15 protein-coding genes and 3 pseudogenes are annotated in these 17960 nt (G+C 60.9%); 11 read left to right on the plus strand and 7 right to left on the minus strand.

The window, feature by feature from the left end:
- On the minus strand, positions 1–692 hold a 692-nt coding region (locus ILT44_RS27525), incomplete at its 3' end, for a C1 family peptidase (protein ID WP_204242805.1).
- A 587-nt stretch (positions 693–1279) separates the two neighbouring features.
- On the minus strand, positions 1280–1522 hold the full coding sequence (locus ILT44_RS27530) for a hypothetical protein (protein WP_204242806.1): 243 nt from the start codon (positions 1520–1522) through the stop codon (positions 1280–1282).
- A gap of 431 nt (positions 1523–1953) precedes the next feature.
- Between ILT44_RS27530 and ILT44_RS27535 the strand changes: the two are divergent.
- The 4 genes and pseudogenes from ILT44_RS27535 (at position 1954) to ILT44_RS27550 (ending at position 6797) form a co-directional block, all read left to right on the plus strand.
- Positions 1954–3212: pseudogene (locus ILT44_RS27535) on the plus strand (IS3 family transposase).
- Positions 3157–4264 (plus strand): annotated as a pseudogene (locus ILT44_RS27540) (IS3 family transposase). Before ILT44_RS27535 ends, ILT44_RS27540 begins: the two co-directional pseudogenes overlap by 56 nt.
- A gap of 405 nt (positions 4265–4669) precedes the next feature.
- On the plus strand, positions 4670–5569 hold the full coding sequence (locus ILT44_RS27545) for a dienelactone hydrolase family protein (RefSeq protein WP_204242807.1): 900 nt from the start codon (positions 4670–4672) through the stop codon (positions 5567–5569).
- A gap of 261 nt (positions 5570–5830) precedes the next feature.
- A pseudogene (locus tag ILT44_RS27550) lies at positions 5831–6797 on the plus strand (IS5 family transposase).
- A 110-nt stretch (positions 6798–6907) separates the two neighbouring features.
- Here ILT44_RS27550 and ILT44_RS27555 read toward each other — a convergent pair.
- From ILT44_RS27555 to ILT44_RS27575, 5 genes are all read right to left on the minus strand, one after another.
- Positions 6908–7969 carry an SDR family oxidoreductase gene (locus ILT44_RS27555; protein WP_204242808.1) on the minus strand — a complete coding sequence of 354 codons (1062 nt, stop codon included), beginning with the start codon at positions 7967–7969 and terminating at the stop codon, positions 6908–6910.
- Positions 7970–8305: 336 nt separating this feature from the next.
- On the minus strand, positions 8306–8530 hold the full coding sequence (locus ILT44_RS27560) for a DUF3563 family protein (RefSeq protein WP_204242809.1): 225 nt from the start codon (positions 8528–8530) through the stop codon (positions 8306–8308).
- A gap of 123 nt (positions 8531–8653) precedes the next feature.
- Positions 8654–8941, minus strand: a complete 288-nt coding sequence (locus tag ILT44_RS27565; protein WP_204242810.1) for a hypothetical protein — start codon at positions 8939–8941, stop codon at positions 8654–8656.
- A gap of 201 nt (positions 8942–9142) precedes the next feature.
- Complete coding sequence (locus tag ILT44_RS27570) at positions 9143–9949, minus strand: transglutaminase-like domain-containing protein (protein ID WP_239468584.1); 807 nt, start codon at positions 9947–9949, stop codon at positions 9143–9145.
- Positions 9946–10899 carry a transglutaminase family protein gene (locus tag ILT44_RS27575; RefSeq protein WP_204242812.1) on the minus strand — a complete coding sequence of 318 codons (954 nt, stop codon included), beginning with the start codon at positions 10897–10899 and terminating at the stop codon, positions 9946–9948. Before ILT44_RS27575 ends, ILT44_RS27570 begins: the two co-directional genes overlap by 4 nt.
- 626 nt (positions 10900–11525) lie before the next feature.
- On the opposite strand from ILT44_RS27575, the gene ILT44_RS27580 reads away from it, so the two are divergent.
- Genes ILT44_RS27580 through ILT44_RS27610 form a run of 7 tightly spaced genes read left to right on the plus strand, consistent with a single transcriptional unit; the run spans position 11526 to position 17876 of the window.
- On the plus strand, positions 11526–12179 hold the full coding sequence (locus ILT44_RS27580) for a helix-turn-helix domain-containing protein (RefSeq protein ID WP_204242813.1): 654 nt from the start codon (positions 11526–11528) through the stop codon (positions 12177–12179).
- Between the two features lie 10 nt (positions 12180–12189).
- Complete coding sequence (locus tag ILT44_RS27585) at positions 12190–12678, plus strand: hypothetical protein (RefSeq protein WP_204242814.1); 489 nt, start codon at positions 12190–12192, stop codon at positions 12676–12678.
- A 19-nt stretch (positions 12679–12697) separates the two neighbouring features.
- Positions 12698–14290 carry an ABC transporter substrate-binding protein gene (locus tag ILT44_RS27590; RefSeq protein WP_204242815.1) on the plus strand — a complete coding sequence of 531 codons (1593 nt, stop codon included), beginning with the start codon at positions 12698–12700 and terminating at the stop codon, positions 14288–14290.
- A gap of 11 nt (positions 14291–14301) precedes the next feature.
- Complete coding sequence (locus ILT44_RS27595) at positions 14302–15330, plus strand: ABC transporter permease (protein ID WP_204242816.1); 1029 nt, start codon at positions 14302–14304, stop codon at positions 15328–15330.
- Positions 15327–16244, plus strand: a complete 918-nt coding sequence (locus ILT44_RS27600) for an ABC transporter permease (protein WP_204242817.1) — start codon at positions 15327–15329, stop codon at positions 16242–16244. Before ILT44_RS27595 ends, ILT44_RS27600 begins: the two co-directional genes overlap by 4 nt.
- Positions 16245–16257: 13 nt before the next feature.
- Complete coding sequence (locus ILT44_RS27605; RefSeq protein WP_204242818.1) at positions 16258–17097, plus strand: ABC transporter ATP-binding protein; 840 nt, start codon at positions 16258–16260, stop codon at positions 17095–17097.
- Positions 17097–17876 (plus strand): ABC transporter ATP-binding protein, encoded by a 780-nt coding sequence (locus ILT44_RS27610; RefSeq protein WP_204242819.1) that lies wholly within the window; start codon positions 17097–17099, stop codon positions 17874–17876. The genes ILT44_RS27605 and ILT44_RS27610 overlap by 1 nt, the downstream gene beginning before the upstream one ends.
- Positions 17877–17960: the final 84 nt, after the last annotated feature.

Below are 17960 nucleotides of genomic sequence, written 5' to 3' on the forward strand. Positions count from 1 at the left end.
TATCCCACGATGGCGAAGGCGTGGCCTCCGACGGGATCGCCGCCGGGCGCAATGAGATCGTTCTTCGGATTCTCCCAATGCGAATGGATTTGCGCGGACGCGAAGATCACGCCGATCTCGTTAAGCGCCGCATGGTAGTCGCTGATGTCCGACTGAAGCCGGAAATAGGCGCCCAGGCGCGTTTCCCGCGCCTCCTTCGCCATGGCGTAAGTGAGGGACCAATGTTTGATCCCGGGCTTGTCCGGCGCGGTGACTTCGGTGCAGACGCCGTTCTGGTAGAAGCCCTTGAGCGCTCCACGAGGGCTCGATCCTTCATAGGCTGTGCCCTCCCATTCGTCGTTGCGCTTCGCCATCTCGTAGAGCATGCGCGAGCTCACCGGCTCTGGCCGGTCGGGACCGATGTCCCGGCAGCGAAGGAAGTCGATCACATGCGCCAGGGCAAACCCCGTGCAACTTGCGTCGTTGCCTTGGTCTCGCACGGGAAACGCAATTCTCGGGTAGATGCCAGGTTGGAGGGATCTCAGGTGAGGCAGATAGATGCGGTCCCGGATGTCGGGCATGTCGGGGAGGATATCGAGCACATGGGATCCAAGTTTCTTGCTCGCGCCGGCGAACTCGCGATTGCCAACCCGGATCTCTGTCGGGATCGACGTCGTGGACGTGCTTGCATCGGTGGGAACGTTGTCGGACACCCCCGCGGGCTCAGATTGAGGAGCGTTGCGGCTCGTGGCCGATCGTGAGGAGGAAGCGTCGGATCGGCTGGTCTTGCCCGATCTATTGCCGGAGTTGGATTGGGCTTTTGCTCGCGCCATCATGTCACCACAGAAGTCGATCGCTCCCGCAACATCATCTCACGCTTAAGCGTAGCCGTCGACGCGGGAACCTTGGTTTTCCCAACGACTGTCTGCCGAGCTAAGTTGGCGAGTGCCGCCAACAGCTTGCCGTGCCCAGGGAGCACAAGAGGGCGGCGGTTCTAGAACAAGAAGGATGCGATCCTGCCCTGGCAGCAGCTATGCGACCTCTACGTGAAGAGCGAGGAAGCGGACGATGCCGCCATGGGTCTGGTTCGCAGACCCAATGGCACCAGCCATCACAACCGCCAAGTCGCCGCCGCTGGTCTAAGTCGGACGGCGCTGTCACATCAACCCGGAGACGGGGAGATGACAGAGAGGCGGAGCAGCATGGTCAAAGTCAGCAGCGACGAACGCGATCGCCTTCCATCTCAGATGCTCGCTTGCACGGTCGGGTTGTCCTTCGGGTTTGCCCTGAGCCTATTGACTCAGCGCTTGCTCTCACTGGGTGCAGCCTCCGCCTGTGCTGTGCGGAGACGACGGCCCGGTGCCTGCGGCGGAGTGGGCGGGTTCCGCGCCATCAGGCCAGCTTGGGGAACTCCGGCCTGCAGCGGACGACTTGCCGATGAGGCGGCCTGAAGCGCAGGACGAGCCGCGACGGGCTTGGGCTGAACCAGGACCTTCTCCTGAGCCAAGCGAGCAATCTCGTTCTGAGCAAAACCTGACGCCATGCTGGCCCCGAGGACCTCAGTGGCTGGACGCTGGGCTATGTCCTGTTCGGGCAGTGGCGGCCTCTGATCTGCTGGACTTTCGGCCATTGGTGCCGATGCGTGACGCGCAGGCCCTGCGGGCACCCCGCGCGATCCAGCCAGCAGGCCCCATCCCGCAACAGCACTCAATCCCAAGACCACGGCGGCGGCTTGGTACCGGCGCGGGAGAGTTCGCGTGAAGGCCTGAAACATCGAAGCTCCTGGAGCAGTAAGACCATGACGGGAGGACAACCATCTGGATCAGAATGGCTGGTCAGTGGCGCTCGCGAGAATGGCGCCTGTGGGTCTCAGGATAGCTCCATCATGGTAGCAGAACCGTTAAGCTTGTGACCTGCCTCCACAAAAGTCGTCCTCCCTGATGTATGGCTTTGAGCCGAATGGAGGACGGGAGAATGAGCAAGAAGAGACACACAGCCGAGGAAATCGTCGCGAAGCTGCAGCAGGTTGATGTGCTGACGGCGCAGGGCCGCCCGGTGGCTGAGGCGATCCGGCAGATCGGTGTGACCAAAGTCACCTACTACCGCTGGAGATCCGAGTACAGCGGGCTGAAGTCTGATCAGGTCAAACGCCCGAAGGAGCTGGAAGCCGAGAACGCCAGGTTGCGTCGCGCCGTCTCGGATCTGACTCTCGACACGATGATCCTGAAAGAGGCTGCCAAGGGACCCGAAGGGCAGCGTCAGCAAAACTTCTAAGCCCCGCCCGCCGCCGCGCCTGCGTGGAGCACGTGAGAGCCGAACTGGGTCTGTCCAGGCGACGGATCTGCCGAGTTCTCGGCCAGCACCGCTCCTCCCAGCGCACGATCCCCACGACCCCAGATGACGAGGCGCTGCTGACCGCCGACATCATCGCTCTTGCCCTTCAGTATGGCCGTTATGGCGACCGGCGCATCACCGCTCTTCTACGGGATGCTGGCTGGAGGGTGAACAAGAAGCGGGTCGAGCGGATCTGGCGGCGGGAGGGGCTCAAGGTGCCAAGTAAGCAACCGAAGAAGGGGCGGCTCTGGCTCAATGACGGATCGTGCATCCGGCTGCGACCGGAGTATCCCAACCACGTCTGGCCATATGACTTTGTCGAGGATCGCACGCATGATGGCCGCAAGTTCCGCATGCTCAACATCATTGACGAGTTCACGCGCGAATGCCTAGCCATCCGAGTGAACCGGAAGCTGAAAGCGGTCGACGTGATCGATGTGCTCTCGGACCTGTTCATCCTGCGGGATGTTGCGGGCCATATTCGTTCCGACAACGGCAGCGAGTTCGTGGCCACAGCCGTGCGCGAGTGGATCACGGCTGTAGGAGCCAAGACAGCTTACATCGAACCCGGCAGCCCGTGGGAGAACGGCTACTGTGAAAGCTTCAACTCGAAGCTTCGGGATGAACTGCTGAAAGGAGAGATCTTCTACACGCTCAAGGAGGCTCAGATTGTGATCGAAAAGTGGAGGTGCCACTACAATACCGTACGCCCGCACTCATCGTTGGGCTACAAGCCGCCCGCCCCGGCCGTAGCGACACGGCCTGACCTGATCCCTGGAAACTGGACCAGCCAAAGTGAGAATTTTCCCGTAATGTCTCCCGGCTGGGAGAAGGAGAAAGGCCATGAAGGTGTCCAGGTTCTCAGAGCAGCAGATCGCCGTTCTGCTCAAGCAGGTTGATGACGGCGTGAGCGTCGAGGAGGTTTGCCGCAAGGCCGGGATCTCGCAGCAGACCTACTACCGCTGGCGCAAGAAGTACGGCGGGCTGATGCCCTCGGAGGTGCGGCGCCTCAAGCAGCTCGAGGAGGAGAACCGGCGGCTGAAGCAGACGGTGGCCGACCTCTCGCTCGACAAAGCCATGCTGCAGGACGTGCTGTCAAAAAAGCTCTGGAGCCTGCGAAGGCGCGGCGGCTGGTGGATGGTCTGCAGGGCACGTTCCAGGTCTCGATCCGACGGGCCTGTCACGTGCTGCAGTTCCAGAAGTCCTCTTACTTCTACCGCTCGCGCCGGCTGTCGCAGGCTGCTCTGACCAGGCGCATCCGGGAAATCGCCGAGACGCGCGTGCGCTACGGCTATCGCCGCATTCACGTGCTGTTGCAGCGGGAGGGATGGAGCGTGAACCACAAGCGCGTGTACCGGCTGTATGTCGAAGAAGGCCTGCAGATCAGGAACAAGCGCCCGAAGCGCAAGGTGGCCGCGAAGGTGCGCTCGGACCGCAAGCCGCCCTCAGCTCCGAATGAGGTCTGGGCCATGGATTTCCTGTCCGACCAGCTCTTCGACGGCCGCAAGATCCGGATCCTGACGATCGTGGATGCGTTCTCGAAGCTCCCGCCAGCGATCGATGCGCGCTTCCGGTACACGGGTGCGGATGTGGTCGCGACCCTGAACCGGGTCGCTGGCGTGTATGGTGTTCCGCGTACGGTACGTCTGGACAATGGTCCCGAATTCGTCTCGCGCGCTCTGGATCTCTGGGCGTATCGCAACGGGGTTGTTCTGGATTTCTCGCGTCCCGGCAAGCCCACTGACAACAGCTTCGTGGAGGCATTCAACGGCAAGGCCCGGGCCGAATGCATCGATCAGAACTGGTTCTTGTCTCTGGCCGATGCCGGCTAAAATGTGAGGCGTTCAGACACGAGTACAATTGTGAAAGACCGCACAGCTCGCTTGGGCATAAGACCCCGATCGAGTTCATGAAATCCATCGGCGCCCCCAGCCAGCCGGTGGGGCCATGAGGCCGGAGTTCGTGTCCGGCCGTGGTCCAGCGTTCGGGGCAGGTCCAAAGCCGATCATGCACTAACATGAAACTCGGACCACCTCATGGGGGCTGGCCACCCTTACCTGAACCGAACCACACAATCCGTATGAGTATGCCAAATGAGCATGCCAATCGTCTAATCTCCATAAGCAGGGTCATGTGCGATCTCACGCGCGCAATTCTAAGCGAACGTAGGATGATAACAATCTCAGATTGGGCATAGCGTTGTTTGCTCGCTATAGTAGCTCGAAGCAGATCAGGATACGAAGCTAACCCGCAATTTCTGCCGATTAGCATCACTCTGGGGCCGATTCTTAGGGATGGCCTCCTTGCCGATTGTAAGTGCAACGCGGATGATCTTTCAGTAACTTGGGAGGTTGCAGTGGCTATTAGGCAAATTGTTCTCCTCACCATGAGCTACGTGTTTTGCCCATCGCTGGTTAGCGCTGCGGAATTGGTGAAGTTTGAGAGCGCCAGTGTTCCCGTGAGCGAGTTTCAGCAGAGGCGAGCACAAGCACGGGGTGAACCTCTTCAGCCCACACGCGGCGACGAGATTCAGGCGTATGTCGTCAAGCCACCGGGCAATGGTCCGCACCCGGTCGTCATGTACCTGCCCGACTGCGGTGGGTTGGCACCCGAGGTGAAGTTGGAGTCCTTTGATGCGGACCATTTGGGCAACCTCGCGGATACCTCACGCGAGGTGTTCTGGACCAAGCATCTTCTGTCGTGGGGCTACGCCCTTGTACTGGTGGACAGCTATACGACACGAGGCATCAAGGACACCTGTGCCGAGGTCAAGAATGGCACGACGAGGCTTCGAGCCGATGCTTATGGGGCGCTGGCCTACGTTGCTAAGCAACCTTGGGCCGACTCACAGCACATTGGTCTCCTCGGCTTCCTCACGGGGGATCATTGGCGTATTCCGCTGACCGGTGACAGCACCGCCTATGTTATGGGGCCTGAGCGGTTCAAGGCGGCTGTCGCCTTCGTCTACTCACCGAGTTGCGGCGTGAAGTCTCCGATGGCGGCCCCGACCCTCGTGTTCAATGGTGTCTCGGCACCCTCCATGGCCGAAGACTGCCCGAAGGTAGCGGCTCAGTCCACGGCAGGGGGAGCCCCTACTGAGGAGAGGGTCACGCCGAACCTGTTCAAGAACTTTGAGCCGAACTCTCCAATGCCTGACACGATCACCTTCTCGGAATGGCTCAAGGCAGAGCCCCAACATGCCGAGAAGGCGGTGGCTCAGGTGAAGGACTTTTTCGCTCAGCATCTCAAGCCATAGTTTCTCGGAACCGCTTGTGGATGTCGCACAACGCTCCTCCCAACGTGACGGAGACTTGATCCATGCTATTTGCTGTTCTTTTGCGGGACGACCCGGAGCGCCCGCACCTTCGGCAAAGCCATGTTGACGAGCACTTGGCCTATGTCGCAGCTCAAAACGGCAGGATCATTGCTGGTGGGACGTTGGTGCATAACTCGGTTCGGGGTGTCGCGCCCGGCTGGCGGTGAGGTATAGGGGCGGTCCCCTGACGCCGAGAGCAGGATGCCCTACAAGGTCAATCAAGGCGCCGCCACAAGATTCCAAAGGCTCGCTACCACGTGAAGAACTGGCGTGATTACGATGCCGCGCTACGCCGGCGGGGTGACTTGACGGTGTGGGCAACACCGGCGGCGATGGCTGCGTGGACGCCACCCCGCAGCGGCCAGCGTGGTCGACCACAGCAATACTCCACGATCGCCGTCGAGACCGGCCTGCTCCTGCGGTTGGCCTTTGCCCGACCCTGGCGCCAGACCGAAGGCATGCTGGCCTCGATCCTGCGTCTGCTCGGCTTGGACCTCCCGTTCCCGATCACACCACCTTCTCGCGCCGCAGCGCCGGTCTGACTGTTGGCAAGGCGGTGAGCATCGCACGCGGACCGGTGAACGTGGTGATCGGCTCCACTGGCCTGAAGGTGTTCGGGGCCGGCGACTGGCAGCGCGAGAAGCATGGTGGCCAAGGGCGCCGGACCTGGCGCAAGCTCCACCTGGCTGTTGATCCCAAGACCGGTGAGATCCTCACATCGGAGCTGACGACCACGGAAGACGGTGATGCCTCGCAGGTCGGACCGTTGCTCGATCAGATCTCGGGCCCAATCGCCTCGGTCACAGCGGACGGCGCATACGACGGTGCTCCTGTCTACCGTACCATCGCCGAGCGGGATTCTGCCGCTGAAGTGATCATTCCACCACGATCAACGGCAGTGCCGAGCGACACGGCCGAGACAGCGCCTACGCCGCGGGATCGGCACCTCCAACTGATCCAGGAGCGTGGTCGGCGCGGCTGGCAGAAGGCAGTGAACTATGGCCAGCGGTCCTTGGGCGAGGTGGTGATGATGCGCTACAAGACCGTGATCGGCCGCCGCCTCCACGCCCGCACTCTGCCCACGCAAAAGACCGAAGCCGCCGCCGGCTGCAAGGTCATCAACATCATGACCCGCCTTGGCATGCCGGTATCCCGACGCATCGCCTGAACTCCAACGTCAAGGGCTGAATTCGGCTCTCATCTGAATTACGCACCAAAGTCGTTTGGCGCGGTCTGTTGCACAAACTTTGCGCGCTGCCCCAGATAGCCGTGCCAGGATCATGGGATCAACCGGTCGGCGCGGAGTTCCCCAATCAGATCGAAGAAGGCGTCATCGGTTGCCTGGTAGCCGGTAAAGTCGAGACGACGGCTCTTCGACATGTCGGTCACGACCTCGATCGGCCGTCCGAGGTCCGCATCTGTGTGCCAAGGGGATGCGAGACGGCCAAGATCCGGCTCGGCCAAACCCTCCAGCTCGGCAATCTGACGCCAGATGGGGGCGTCCTCCTTCATTTGCTCCTTCAGCGGTAGGATGGAGCTGTCGAAGGGGGCGGGCTCGAGGTCGAACCACTCTGCAAGGCGACCCCACATCCAGCTCCAGCGGAAGATATCGCCATTCACCACGTTGAAGGCCTGATCAAAGGCGGCAGGGGTTGTCGCAGCCCCCAGGAGATGTTGGGCAAGTTGCCGGGCATCGGTCATGTCGGTTAGGCCGTTCCATTGGGCCGCCGAGCCAGGAAAGCGGAAGGGACGTCCGGTCTCGCGGCAGAGCGCGGCATAGACTGCCAGCGTGGTGCCCATGTTCATGGCGTTGCCGACCGCCTTGCCGATCACCGTATGCGGGCGATGGATGCTCCAGGTGAAGCCGTCCCGCTTTGCCGCGGCGAACACCTCGTCCTCCTGCGCATAGTAGAAGTTCTCGATGTCCAGCCGTCCCTGCTCCTCCCGGAATGGCGTCTGTGGGAGCGAGCCCTTGCCATAGGACTCGAAGGGGCCGAGGTAGTGCTTGAGCCCTGTGACCAGCGCGACATGGCGGACGGTGCCCGCAGGACGCAGCTCATTCAGAAGGTTGCGCACCATGGCGGCGTTGACGCGGATGTTCTCCGCTTCCGTCGCCTGCCGCGACCAGGTCGTGATGAACACGGCCTCTGGTTTGACCTCGGCAAGGGCTGCGGAAAGCAAGGCTTCATCCTGGAGGTCGGCGGCAATCGGCGTCACGCCCGTCTGGGTGATCGGTCGTCTGGCCAGACCCAGCACATCCCAGCCCTCTGCTGCCAAAAGCGCCGCGGTTGCGCTCCCCACGATACCGCTCACGCCTACCACCAATGCCGTCTGAGCCATTGCAGCCTCCATGGTTCGGGGTGGTAGCTAGGCATCGAAGCCGTCGGTGCCTAGAGGGCACAGCCCCGTCAGTTCCTTTCTGGTTCCCGTCTCTCATGCTTTCCCGATCTCATGATGCCGGACGATGATCTCTGCTCCTTGTTCGTTCCTGACGAGATACAGCGCTACTCCATGATCCAGGAGAGGAAGGATGCGGATGATCTCGCAGATGCCCCCTGCTCTTCCTTTCGCGCGGACAAACTGACCAACGGAAAATACATGCTGCACGGGACACTCGGGCCAGAGTTGGCGTAGTGGTGACGGAACCTGCGCGAGTGACAGGTGCCTGCTGCTGTCTTAGGAGAGGTGAAACGGCGTGCGGCTCTGCCGGCGTGCCCGGTCGAGTTCCTGCATGCGGAACTCTAGGTCATGCAGATTACGCGCCGAGCCAAGATAGGCTGCATCACGTTCTTCGTCCGTCGGCAGGAATTCGCGTTTCATTGCCTTGAGCCGTTGGCCCAGGCGGCTGGAAGGAAATGCCATGGCGCCTAAAGCAAGATTGAAGAAAGATAAGAAGATCAATGTGTGGCTCCTTGTATGAGTACAGAGCCTTCCTGGTGTTTCCAGCCTAAATGTCTGTTGGCAGTCCGGCAGCGGTCGCCTCGGCTAAATCAAGGCTCACTTGTTTGTAGCGGATAGACCTGTTCATGGTCGCGGAATGCGAGTACCTCTGCGTTCGACGACCACCTCTGTCCGGCGTTGGCGAACATAAGTAGATCCTGTGTGGCGTGCGTTTGTCTGGGTTGTAGCCTTCAACACTTCTGGACGAACCTCATCCTCGGGCAAGCCCATCAACTGCGCCGCGATTGCAATCTGACCCTCGATCTGCTCGGTCACCCCTTGAGCGGCGGCGATGGCCTCGTTCAGGACCGGAGGATCGTAGCGGGTTCTGCGGTGGCTCCAGTCGGCAGGAGGTGTTTGCTTATGCACCATTCTGACCACTCCCCTTTCTCTCGGCAGGACAACGCCTGGGAAGCCGCTTTGTGCGGTGCACAATTGCCGCAGCTGCTCAAAAATGTCGTTGCGTTGTGCAGCTGCATAACGACGAGCCTGCTCTCAAGCATGTCCATGCAGAGTTAGTGGGATCATCGGGCCATCAGGATGCAGATCTAGTCCGTGCTCACTGCCTGCATTTTACTGCACCGCCTCTGACGTGACAGCGAAGTTCACCAAGGACGATGGACCAAAGCTCGTCGAGATCGCCACGTCGGTCGCATCCCGGCCCGTCGCCATCAGCACCCGCCCAATCCGCGGCACGTTGTGACGGGCATCAAAGGTGTACCACTGCCCGCCCAGGTAAGCTTGGAACCAGGCACTGAAATCCATCGGAGCATCGACGGGAGGAACGCCAATATCGCCCAGGTAGCCTGTGCAATAGCGTGCCGGGATATTCATGCAGCGGCACAGGGTGATAGCCAGATGGGCAAAGTCACGGCAAACGCCAACCTGCTCGTTATGGCCCTGCCACGCCGTCCGGGTCGAACAGGCATCGTCATAGTTGAACTTGATGCGCTCATGCACATAGTCGCAGATTGCCTGCACCCGTGCCCAGCCCCCCTGAACACCGCCAAAAAGACGCCACGCTGTGTCCGAGAGTTGGTCGGTGTCACAGTACCGGCTGCCGAGAAGATAGACGAGAACATCATCAGGAAGCTGCTCGACGGGCGTCTGCACCGCGTCTGGTACCACCAGATCGGGCATGCCCGTGTCCTGGATCAGAAAATCTGCCGAGATCTCGAGCCGCCCGGCCGGCGCCAGCACGCGGGTGCAGATGTTACCGAAGCCATCACGGTATTGCCTGTGCTCGACTGAAGGGTTGAACCTGATGTTATCGGCCGTGATGAGGTCCGGTGCCCGCGACGGATGGACATGCAGCATCAGAAGCATAGGGGTGGGTTGTGGGCACTCGTATGCAATCTGATACCCTGCATGTATTTTCATTGAGCACCTTCCAAACTGAACAAGGGAGGCTCGTGGTCAGGCGAGGTGGAGCCTGTAACCGAGCGGGTTGCCCTGCTCGGTGGGCTCGTCACGTTCACTTCGACTGACAATTCCAGAAAGTCCGACGGCTCCCCCGTCCAAGTTCCGGAAAGCGGCACGGCTTGGCGCGGATCTCTTGCTACCGCAATGCGGATGAGGTCGCGGTTGCCAATGATGCCATTGGTCGGGTCGAACTCGACCCAACCAGCGCCGGGCAGGTAGACTTGGCACCAGGCATGGGTCGAGCCCCCGCCCACATGGCCGGATCCATCCAGGCTGGGGCTGTAGATGTAGCCGGACACAAAGCGCGCCGCGAGCCCGAGCGCACGCACGGCCTCAATCATCAGGATAGCGAAGTCGCGGCAACTCCCACGATTGAGCCTCAGGGTCGTCAGGGGATCCTGGATGCCGGTCTCCGACCGTCTGCCATAGGTGAGGCTCTCCTTGATGGCGTAGGTGAGCGTCATCAGGAGCTCACCGGTGCGGGTTGGGCGTCCCTGATGCAGGAACTTCTGAACCCAGTGGTGGATCCGGTGATCCGGGTCGAGATATTGCCGCTCCATGGCCCGCGTCAGGTCGGGCATCTCCTCTGCGCTGTAGGCAAAAGGGTAGGTCTGAGCATAGTCCTCCATCTGGAAGTCCGGTGCATTCAAGGGCAGATGATCGAGGCGGATGTTGCTCTCGAACCGCAGTTCAGACGCTTCGTTGGAGAACCGGGCAATCGCAACACAGTTGCCGAAAACGTCATGAATCCATCGCATCTGGCTTGGAGCCGGATCAATGTCGATCCGGGAATCCAGGAGCCTTTGATCATAGCTGTCGCGGGGCCGGAACATGATCCGGTGATCACCGAACGAGACCGGCTGCTTGTAGCGATAGGTCGTGACGTGCCGGACCGCGAGAAGCGTCATCTTCATCCGCCAACCAGTGAGGCAACTGAACGATCCGGAGGCCCTGCCTTTTCGGACCTCCTGCCTGCGAAGAGTTTACGATCGAATGATCTGGAGGAGGAAGCCCATAGTTTAGGCTTCCCCGCCGCCTGCTATGTTGCAAATGGAGGATCCGCTTGGACAAGGCTAAGCTATACGTTTTGCTTCTCCATGGGATCAGCCCAAGATTTGTGCCCAATGATACGGCGGCATTATAAACCAAAGATAGCTTTTCCTTGGGAGCCATGGCTTTGCGCGCGGTTCTGACCTCGTGGTGGGTAGTAGCGAGCGTCACTGACATCTCGGACATGGCTACGGCGTTCCAAGATAAGGATCACTGCTGGCATCTGCTTGCGGCGATGGCCCGGCGTAAGGCGGATCTGCCTCACCTTCGGCTATTGCCGCTCGATCGCACCGCCGGTTCTTCTGTTCAGGCGTTTTGGCACGAGATACGTCGGACCAAGATCCGAGAAACGGCTCCCATCTCCAGGATTGCTGTGTTTGGTTTATAATGCCGGCGTGTGTTTGGGAGCAAATCTTGTTCCGATCCCTTGAAGCCGCCGAGCTCAGGTCATTTAAAAAATTTTACTTCTATATAAAAACATGAAATGCTCCGCTTGATGGAAAGCGGCATTTCGAACCCAGACCTATTGAACCAGTCCGCCCCCGGGCAGGCTCGCGAGGTGCTCGTCTCGAATCTGGGCGCCCTCATCCGGCAGGAACGTCAGAAGCGCGGCCTCACCCTCGCCCAGACCTGCGAACGGGCCCATATCTCCTCGGCCTTCCTGTCACTTGTAGAGCGGGGCAAAGCGATGCCCTCCCTGGGAAGTCTCGCTGGCATTGCGGAGGCTCTGGGCCTGCCGGTTTCGACTTTCCTTCAGGTGGGCCTGAACGCCGATGCCGTTACCCGCGACGGACAGCGGGCGCAATTCTCGATCGGCAGTTCGACCCTGCGCTATGAGCGCCTTTCTACGATCTTTCCTGGCCAACAGATCGATGCGGTCATGATTCATGTTCCGCCGGGCTACCGCGCGGAGACAATCTCCCACACGGGAGAAGAGTGGATCTACATCGTGGCTGGCGAATTCCATCAGACCATTGATGGGACCACCATCGTGCTTGGCCCTGGAGACACCTGCCATTTCCGCGGCGACAGTCCGCATTCGTATGCCAACCGCGGCAAGGCCCCCGTGAAGGTGATCTGGGTTGGCACGGTGCCCGTTTTTCGCAATGGCGATAAGCCACAAGGCATACACCCGTAAGGACGATGGAATGAGTGACGTGATTCAACTTGCTTTGAGGATACAGGAAGCCTGGGCGGCTCCGCAGCAGCCGAGTGCCGTTCTGGAGGCAGCCGGCAAGGCCTTATCACAGGCGGTCGGGTACCGGCTCTACACCGTAACGCGAATGCTTGCTGGTGGCCGCGAGGTGGAGCGCATCCATTCCACCAACATGGATGTTTATCCGGTTGGGGGCCGCAAGCCTGTGCTGCCGAATGCCTATACCCAGCGGGTGCGGACCGAGCAGAAGCCCTTCCTGGCCAGGACCCCGGCCGGCTTTGCCCCGCTCTTCCCCGACCACGAGACCATCACCAGCCTTGGCCTTGGCTGCGTGATGAACCTGCCAGTCATCTTCGGTGGGGCGGTGCTCGGCACCGTGAACCTGCTCGACCGCGAAGGCGCCTATGAAGAGCGCCATGTCGAGCCGGCAATGCTTATCGTAAGGCAGATCCTGCCGGTGCTTTTGGAGCACGGCGCTTAAAGGACAGAGGGGAAGAACGATGAAACCAATGTGTCTCATGCTAGCAGCCTCCGCTCTCGCGCTCATGGCGAGTGCGACAACGCTGGAGGCAAAGTCACCGCCGAACGTGCTCGTCGTCGCCAAGAACATCGACGACATCGTCAGTCTCGATCCGGCGCAGGCCTACGAGTTCACCAGCGGCGAGATCGTCGCCAACATCTATGATCGCCTGGTCGAGTACAATCCGACCGACATCGAAAAGATCGCTCCCGGTCTCGCCGAGAGCTGGACCGTGTCGGACGATGGCAAGACCTTCGCCTTCAAGCTGCGTCAGGGCGCCAAGTTCGCCTCGGGCAATCCGGTTCGTCCGGAGGACGTGGTGTTCTCACTGCGCCGTGTCGTCACGCTCAACAAGGCGCCGGCCTTCATCCTCACCCAGTTCGGCTGGAAACCGGACAATGTGGAGCAGATGATCAAGAAGATCTCTGACACCGAGGTGGCCCTCACGATCCCTGAGACATTCGCGCCGTCCTTCGTGTTGAACGCGCTTGCCTCCCGCCCTGGCTCCATCGTCGACGAGAAGGAGGCGCTGAAGAACGTTAAGGACAACGATCTCGGCAACGCTTGGCTGTCGCGCAATTCGGCGGGCTCAGGCCCGTTTAAGCTCCGCATCTGGCGCCCCAGCGAAGCCGTGGTGCTTGATGCCAACAAGGATGCCTTCAAGGGCGCGCCGAAGATGAACCAAGTGGTATTCAACCATGTGGCCGAGCCTTCGACCCAGCGCCTGATGATCGAGTCGGGCGATGCCGATATTGCCCGTAATCTCGGACCCGATCAGATTGCCGCCGTCAAGGACAAGGGTGGGATCAAGGTCGAAACCTATCCCCAGGCGGCCTTGCATTTCTTCAGCCTCAATCTCAAGCACGATAAGCTGAAGAACCCCGCGATCTGGGAAGCGACCAAGTATCTCATCGATTACGACGGCATCGCCAACACGTTGCTCAAGGGCCAGATGAAGGTGCACCAGACCTTCTGGCCGGAAGGCTTCCCGGGCTCCGTGAACGAGAACCCCTACAAACTCGATGTCGCGAAGGCCAAGGATATCCTGGTCAAGGGCAACGTATCTTCCGGGCTCACCATCGACATGGACATGATCTCCTCCCCGCCCTTTACGGAAATCGGGCAGTCGATCCAGGCCACCATGGGCCAGGCCGGCATCAAGGTGAATCTCATTCCGGGCACTTCGGCCCAGGTGATTACCAAGTACCGGGCACGCCAGCATGAAGGCATGCTGCTCTACTGGGCGCCCGATTTCATGGATCCGCATTCCAATGCCAAGGCTTTCGCCTACAATGTCGACAATGCGGATGGCAGTCCGCAGAGCACCACCACGTGGCGCAACTCCTGGCTCATTCCCGATCTCTCGGCCAAGACCAGAGCTGCTCTCGTGGAGCGTGACCCCGCCAAGCGTCTCGACATGTATCGCGAGTTGCAGCGTGCCGTGCTGAAGGAATCGCCCTGGGCGATGACCTTCCAGGCTCAGGCGCAGGTGGCGCTGCGCGGTGAAGTGAATGGCTTCGTTCACGGCCCGACGAACGACCTCGTGGTCTATCGCGACGTGACGAAGAACTGAGGACACGACTGATGAGGAGTTTTGCTTACGCTGGCATGGCGACTGCGCGGGGTTTTGCGACGCTCGCTGTGACTCTCGCGGGCCTTCTCCTCGTCACCTTCGTGGTCGGCCGGGTCATGCCGATTGATCCGGTCGTTGCTGCCGTCGGCGATAAAGCGTCTCCCGAGACCTATGCCAACGCTCGGGAGGCCCTCGGCCTGGATCAGCCGGTCTGGGTTCAGTTCGGCCGCTATATCAAAGGCGTGGCTCAAGGGGATCTCGGCCAGTCGAGCCTTAGCAGCCGCCCAGTCTCGGAAGATATCGCCAGGGTCTTTCCCGCAACCGTCGAGTTATCGACGCTCGGCATCCTGATTGGCATCCTCGCCGGCGTGCCGCTCGGCGTCTACGCAGCGCACCGGCGCAACCGCTGGCCGGACCAGATTATTCGCAGCGTTTCGCTGCTCGGCTATTCGACGCCGGTCTTCTGGCTCGGCCTCATTGGCCTGCTCATCTTCTATGCCCAGCTCGGCTGGTCCGGCGGGCCCGGCCGCATCGACACTGCCTATCGCTACTCGATCGATGAGTGGAGCGGCCTCATGGTGGTCGATACCCTGCGATCGGGGGACTGGGATGCGTTTCGCAGCGCCCTGTCCCACATCGCTCTGCCGGGCCTGCTCCTCGGCTATTTCTCTCTTGCCTACATTGCGCGCATGACCCGCGGATTCATGATCGAGGAGCTCAGCAAGGAGTATGTGACTACGGCGCGCATCAAGGGGGCTTCCGAAGCGGATGTGCTTTGGCGCCATGCCCTGCCGAACGTGCTCGTTCCGGTAATCACTGTCATCGCGCTCGCCTATGCCCAGCTTCTCGAAGGCACGGTGCTCACCGAGACGGTTTTCGCTTGGCCCGGACTCGGCCTTTATATCACCAACAGCCTTTTTTCCGCCGACATGCCTGCCGTTCTCGGTGGAACGCTCGTTGTTGGCGTGTGCTTCGTTCTGCTCAACAAAATTTCCGAAATCCTCTATCCTCTCCTTGATCCCCGGACACGCAGCCGATGATCGCGACCTCTACAGCCCCCCTTCCCGCCAATGTCGGCTCTCCCTTGGAGCCGTCCTCGCGGGCACAGGCCCGTCTGGTGCAGATCGCCAGGGCCATCCGTCGTGCTGCCCGTAACCCCTCGACGCTTGCCGGCAGCATCATCGTGCTCGCTCTGGTGCTGATGGCAATCCTGGCGCCCCTCCTCGCCACGCATGATCCCGTGGCCCAGGACCTTTCGGCCCGTCTCACGCCGCCGAGCGCGGCTCATTGGCTCGGCACCGACCAGTTGGGGCGCGATCTCTACAGCCGCCTGCTCTACGGTGCACAGCCGACATTGCTGATCGTCGTGCTCGTGGTATCGCTCTCAGCACCGTTCGGCGTCGCTGTCGGTCTGCTTGCCGGCTATTTCGGCGGCTGGATCGAGGTGGTGCTCATGCGCCTGACCGACATTGTCATGGCCTTTCCCCGCCTTATTCTTGCCCTTGCGCTGGTTGCCGTGCTGCAACCGGGGCTCATCAATGCGGTGATTGCCATTGCCATCACGGCATGGCCCCCTTACGCCCGGCTGGCACGCGCCGAAACATTGGCACTGCGCCATTCGGAATTCGTGGAGGCTGCCCGTGGACTTGGCATGCCGAGCGGCAAAATCATCACGGGACAGATCCTTCCGCTCTGCCTCTCCTCCGCTGCGATTCGCGCCACGCTCGATATGGCCGGGATTATCCTTACAGCGGCCGGTCTCGGCTTCCTCGGACTTGGTGCCCAGCCCCCCATGGCCGAATGGGGAGCGATGATCGCTGCCGGGCGCGATCATATCTTCGATGCCTGGTGGGTTGCCGCCGTTCCGGGCCTCGCGATCGTGCTCGTCAGTCTCGGCTTCAATCTGCTCGGCGATGGCCTGCGCGACGTGCTCGACCCGAAGCACCATGATTGAGCGGCACCCGGCCATGGCACAACCGCTTCTTCAGGTCGACGGCCTCACAGTTACCTTTCCGACCTCGGAGGGACCTCTTCCGGTGGTGCGCGATTTTTCCCTCACCATGGGGCGAGAGAAGATCGGAATCGTCGGCGAGTCCGGCTCCGGCAAGTCGATAACCGCCCGCGCCATTCTCGGCCTCGTTCGCGCACCCGGTCAGGTGACGGCCCGCTCCTTGTGCCTGGAAGACACCGATCTGCTGTCGTTGAGTCCTCGCGGCTGGCGGTCTCTGCGCGGCAAGAAAGCCGGGATGATCCTGCAGGATCCCAAATTTTCGCTCAATCCTGTCAAGCGCATCGGTACTCAGATTGAAGAGACCATGCGTCTGCATGAGCGGGTAGGACGAACCGAACGCCGGCAGCGTGCCCTCGCGATGCTGGAAGCCGTCGGCATTGACGATCCCGTCCGGATGTACAGCGCCTATCCGCACGAATTGTCAGGCGGCATGGGCCAGCGGGCGATGATCGCGACCATGCTGGTGTCGAGCCCAAATCTCCTGATCGCCGACGAGCCGACGAGTGCCCTCGACGTGATCGTGCGCGAGCAGGTTCTTCGCCTTCTCGACAAGCTGGTTGCCGAGCGCGGCCTCGGCCTCATCCTCATCAGCCATGACCTTCCGATGGTGGCCCGCTTCTGCGACCGCATCCTGGTCATGTATCGTGGGCGGGTCGTTGAAACGCTCGATGCCAAGCATCTCGAAGCCGCGAGCCATCCCTATACGCGGGGGCTTCTCGCCTGCCTGCCATCACCAGGAACGCGAGGACGTATGCTGCCCACCTTGAGCCGGGATCCAACATGGGAAGACGCGTGATGGCAGCTGCCTCTCTGATTTCCCTTGAGGCTGTGGATGTGTTTCACGGGACGGGTCGTCACCGATTTCACGCCGTTCACAAGGCCGACCTTGCTGTTGCTTCTCGCGAAACTTTCGGCCTCGTCGGCGGCTCCGGCTCTGGAAAATCGACTCTCTTGCGGGTGCTGGCAGGCCTGTCCACCAATTGGCAGGGACGGATCGAGATCGCTGGCCAGAAGATCGAGCCGAGTCAATCGCCCCCGCGTGCCTTTCATCGCCGCGTCCAGATGGTTTTCCAGGATCCCTATGCTTCGCTCAACCCACGGCATACGGTGGACCGGATCCTCACCGATGGTCTGAAGCTGCATCAGTTTAGCGACATCGACCGACGCATCGAAACGGTGCTCGATCAGGTCGGGCTTGGCGCGAGATTTCGCTTCCGGTTTCCGCATGAGCTTTCCGGCGGCCAACGTCAGCGTGTCGCCATCGCCCGCGCCATTTCCCTCGAGCCAGAGGTCCTGCTGCTCGACGAGCCGACGAGCGCCCTCGATGCCTCCGTCCAAGCCGAGATCTTGAACCTGCTCGTCACAGTTCGTCAGGAGAGGCCTGTCACCAGCGTTTTCGTGAGCCATGACCTGTCCGTCGTCGCGCATTGTTGCGACCGGCTCGCCGTCATGCAACAGGGCCGCATTGTCGAGCGGCTCTCAGCCGAGGATCTCATCGCGCAAAAGGCGATGCATCCCTACACGCGCGAATTGATTGGCGCATCCACTCGCGACATTGCTCAGACCGTGTCCTAAAGGCACCGTTCTCTTATTCCGGGGATTCCGGTCAAGCCCTTTGAGCGGCCCTTTCCGTCAGTTCGGCTGATATCACCTGTCGGG

The organism is Microvirga arvi (genome assembly GCF_016892765.1).
Classification (GTDB): Bacteria; Pseudomonadota; Alphaproteobacteria; order Rhizobiales; family Beijerinckiaceae; genus Microvirga; species Microvirga arvi.

Bases quoted from the DNA above. Each gene is read 5' to 3' on its own strand.
- ILT44_RS27595 (WP_204242816.1), top strand. From the start codon at position 14,302: ATGAGGAGTTTTGCTTACGCTGGCATGGCGACTGCGCGGGGTTTTGCG.
- ILT44_RS27570 (WP_239468584.1), bottom strand. From the start codon at position 9,949: ATGAAAATACATGCAGGGTATCAGATTGCATACGAGTGCCCACAACCC.
- ILT44_RS27610 (WP_204242819.1), top strand. From the start codon at position 17,097: ATGGCAGCTGCCTCTCTGATTTCCCTTGAGGCTGTGGATGTGTTTCAC.
- ILT44_RS27580 (WP_204242813.1), top strand. From the start codon at position 11,526: ATGCTCCGCTTGATGGAAAGCGGCATTTCGAACCCAGACCTATTGAAC.
- ILT44_RS27530 (WP_204242806.1), bottom strand. From the start codon at position 1,522: ATGGCGTCAGGTTTTGCTCAGAACGAGATTGCTCGCTTGGCTCAGGAG.
- ILT44_RS27555 (WP_204242808.1), bottom strand. From the start codon at position 7,969: ATGGCTCAGACGGCATTGGTGGTAGGCGTGAGCGGTATCGTGGGGAGC.
- ILT44_RS27605 (WP_204242818.1), top strand. From the start codon at position 16,258: ATGGCACAACCGCTTCTTCAGGTCGACGGCCTCACAGTTACCTTTCCG.
- ILT44_RS27575 (WP_204242812.1), bottom strand. From the start codon at position 10,899: ATGACGCTTCTCGCGGTCCGGCACGTCACGACCTATCGCTACAAGCAG.
- ILT44_RS27590 (WP_204242815.1), top strand. From the start codon at position 12,698: ATGAAACCAATGTGTCTCATGCTAGCAGCCTCCGCTCTCGCGCTCATG.
- ILT44_RS27600 (WP_204242817.1), top strand. From the start codon at position 15,327: ATGATCGCGACCTCTACAGCCCCCCTTCCCGCCAATGTCGGCTCTCCC.
- ILT44_RS27585 (WP_204242814.1), top strand. From the start codon at position 12,190: ATGAGTGACGTGATTCAACTTGCTTTGAGGATACAGGAAGCCTGGGCG.
- ILT44_RS27565 (WP_204242810.1), bottom strand. From the start codon at position 8,941: ATGGTGCATAAGCAAACACCTCCTGCCGACTGGAGCCACCGCAGAACC.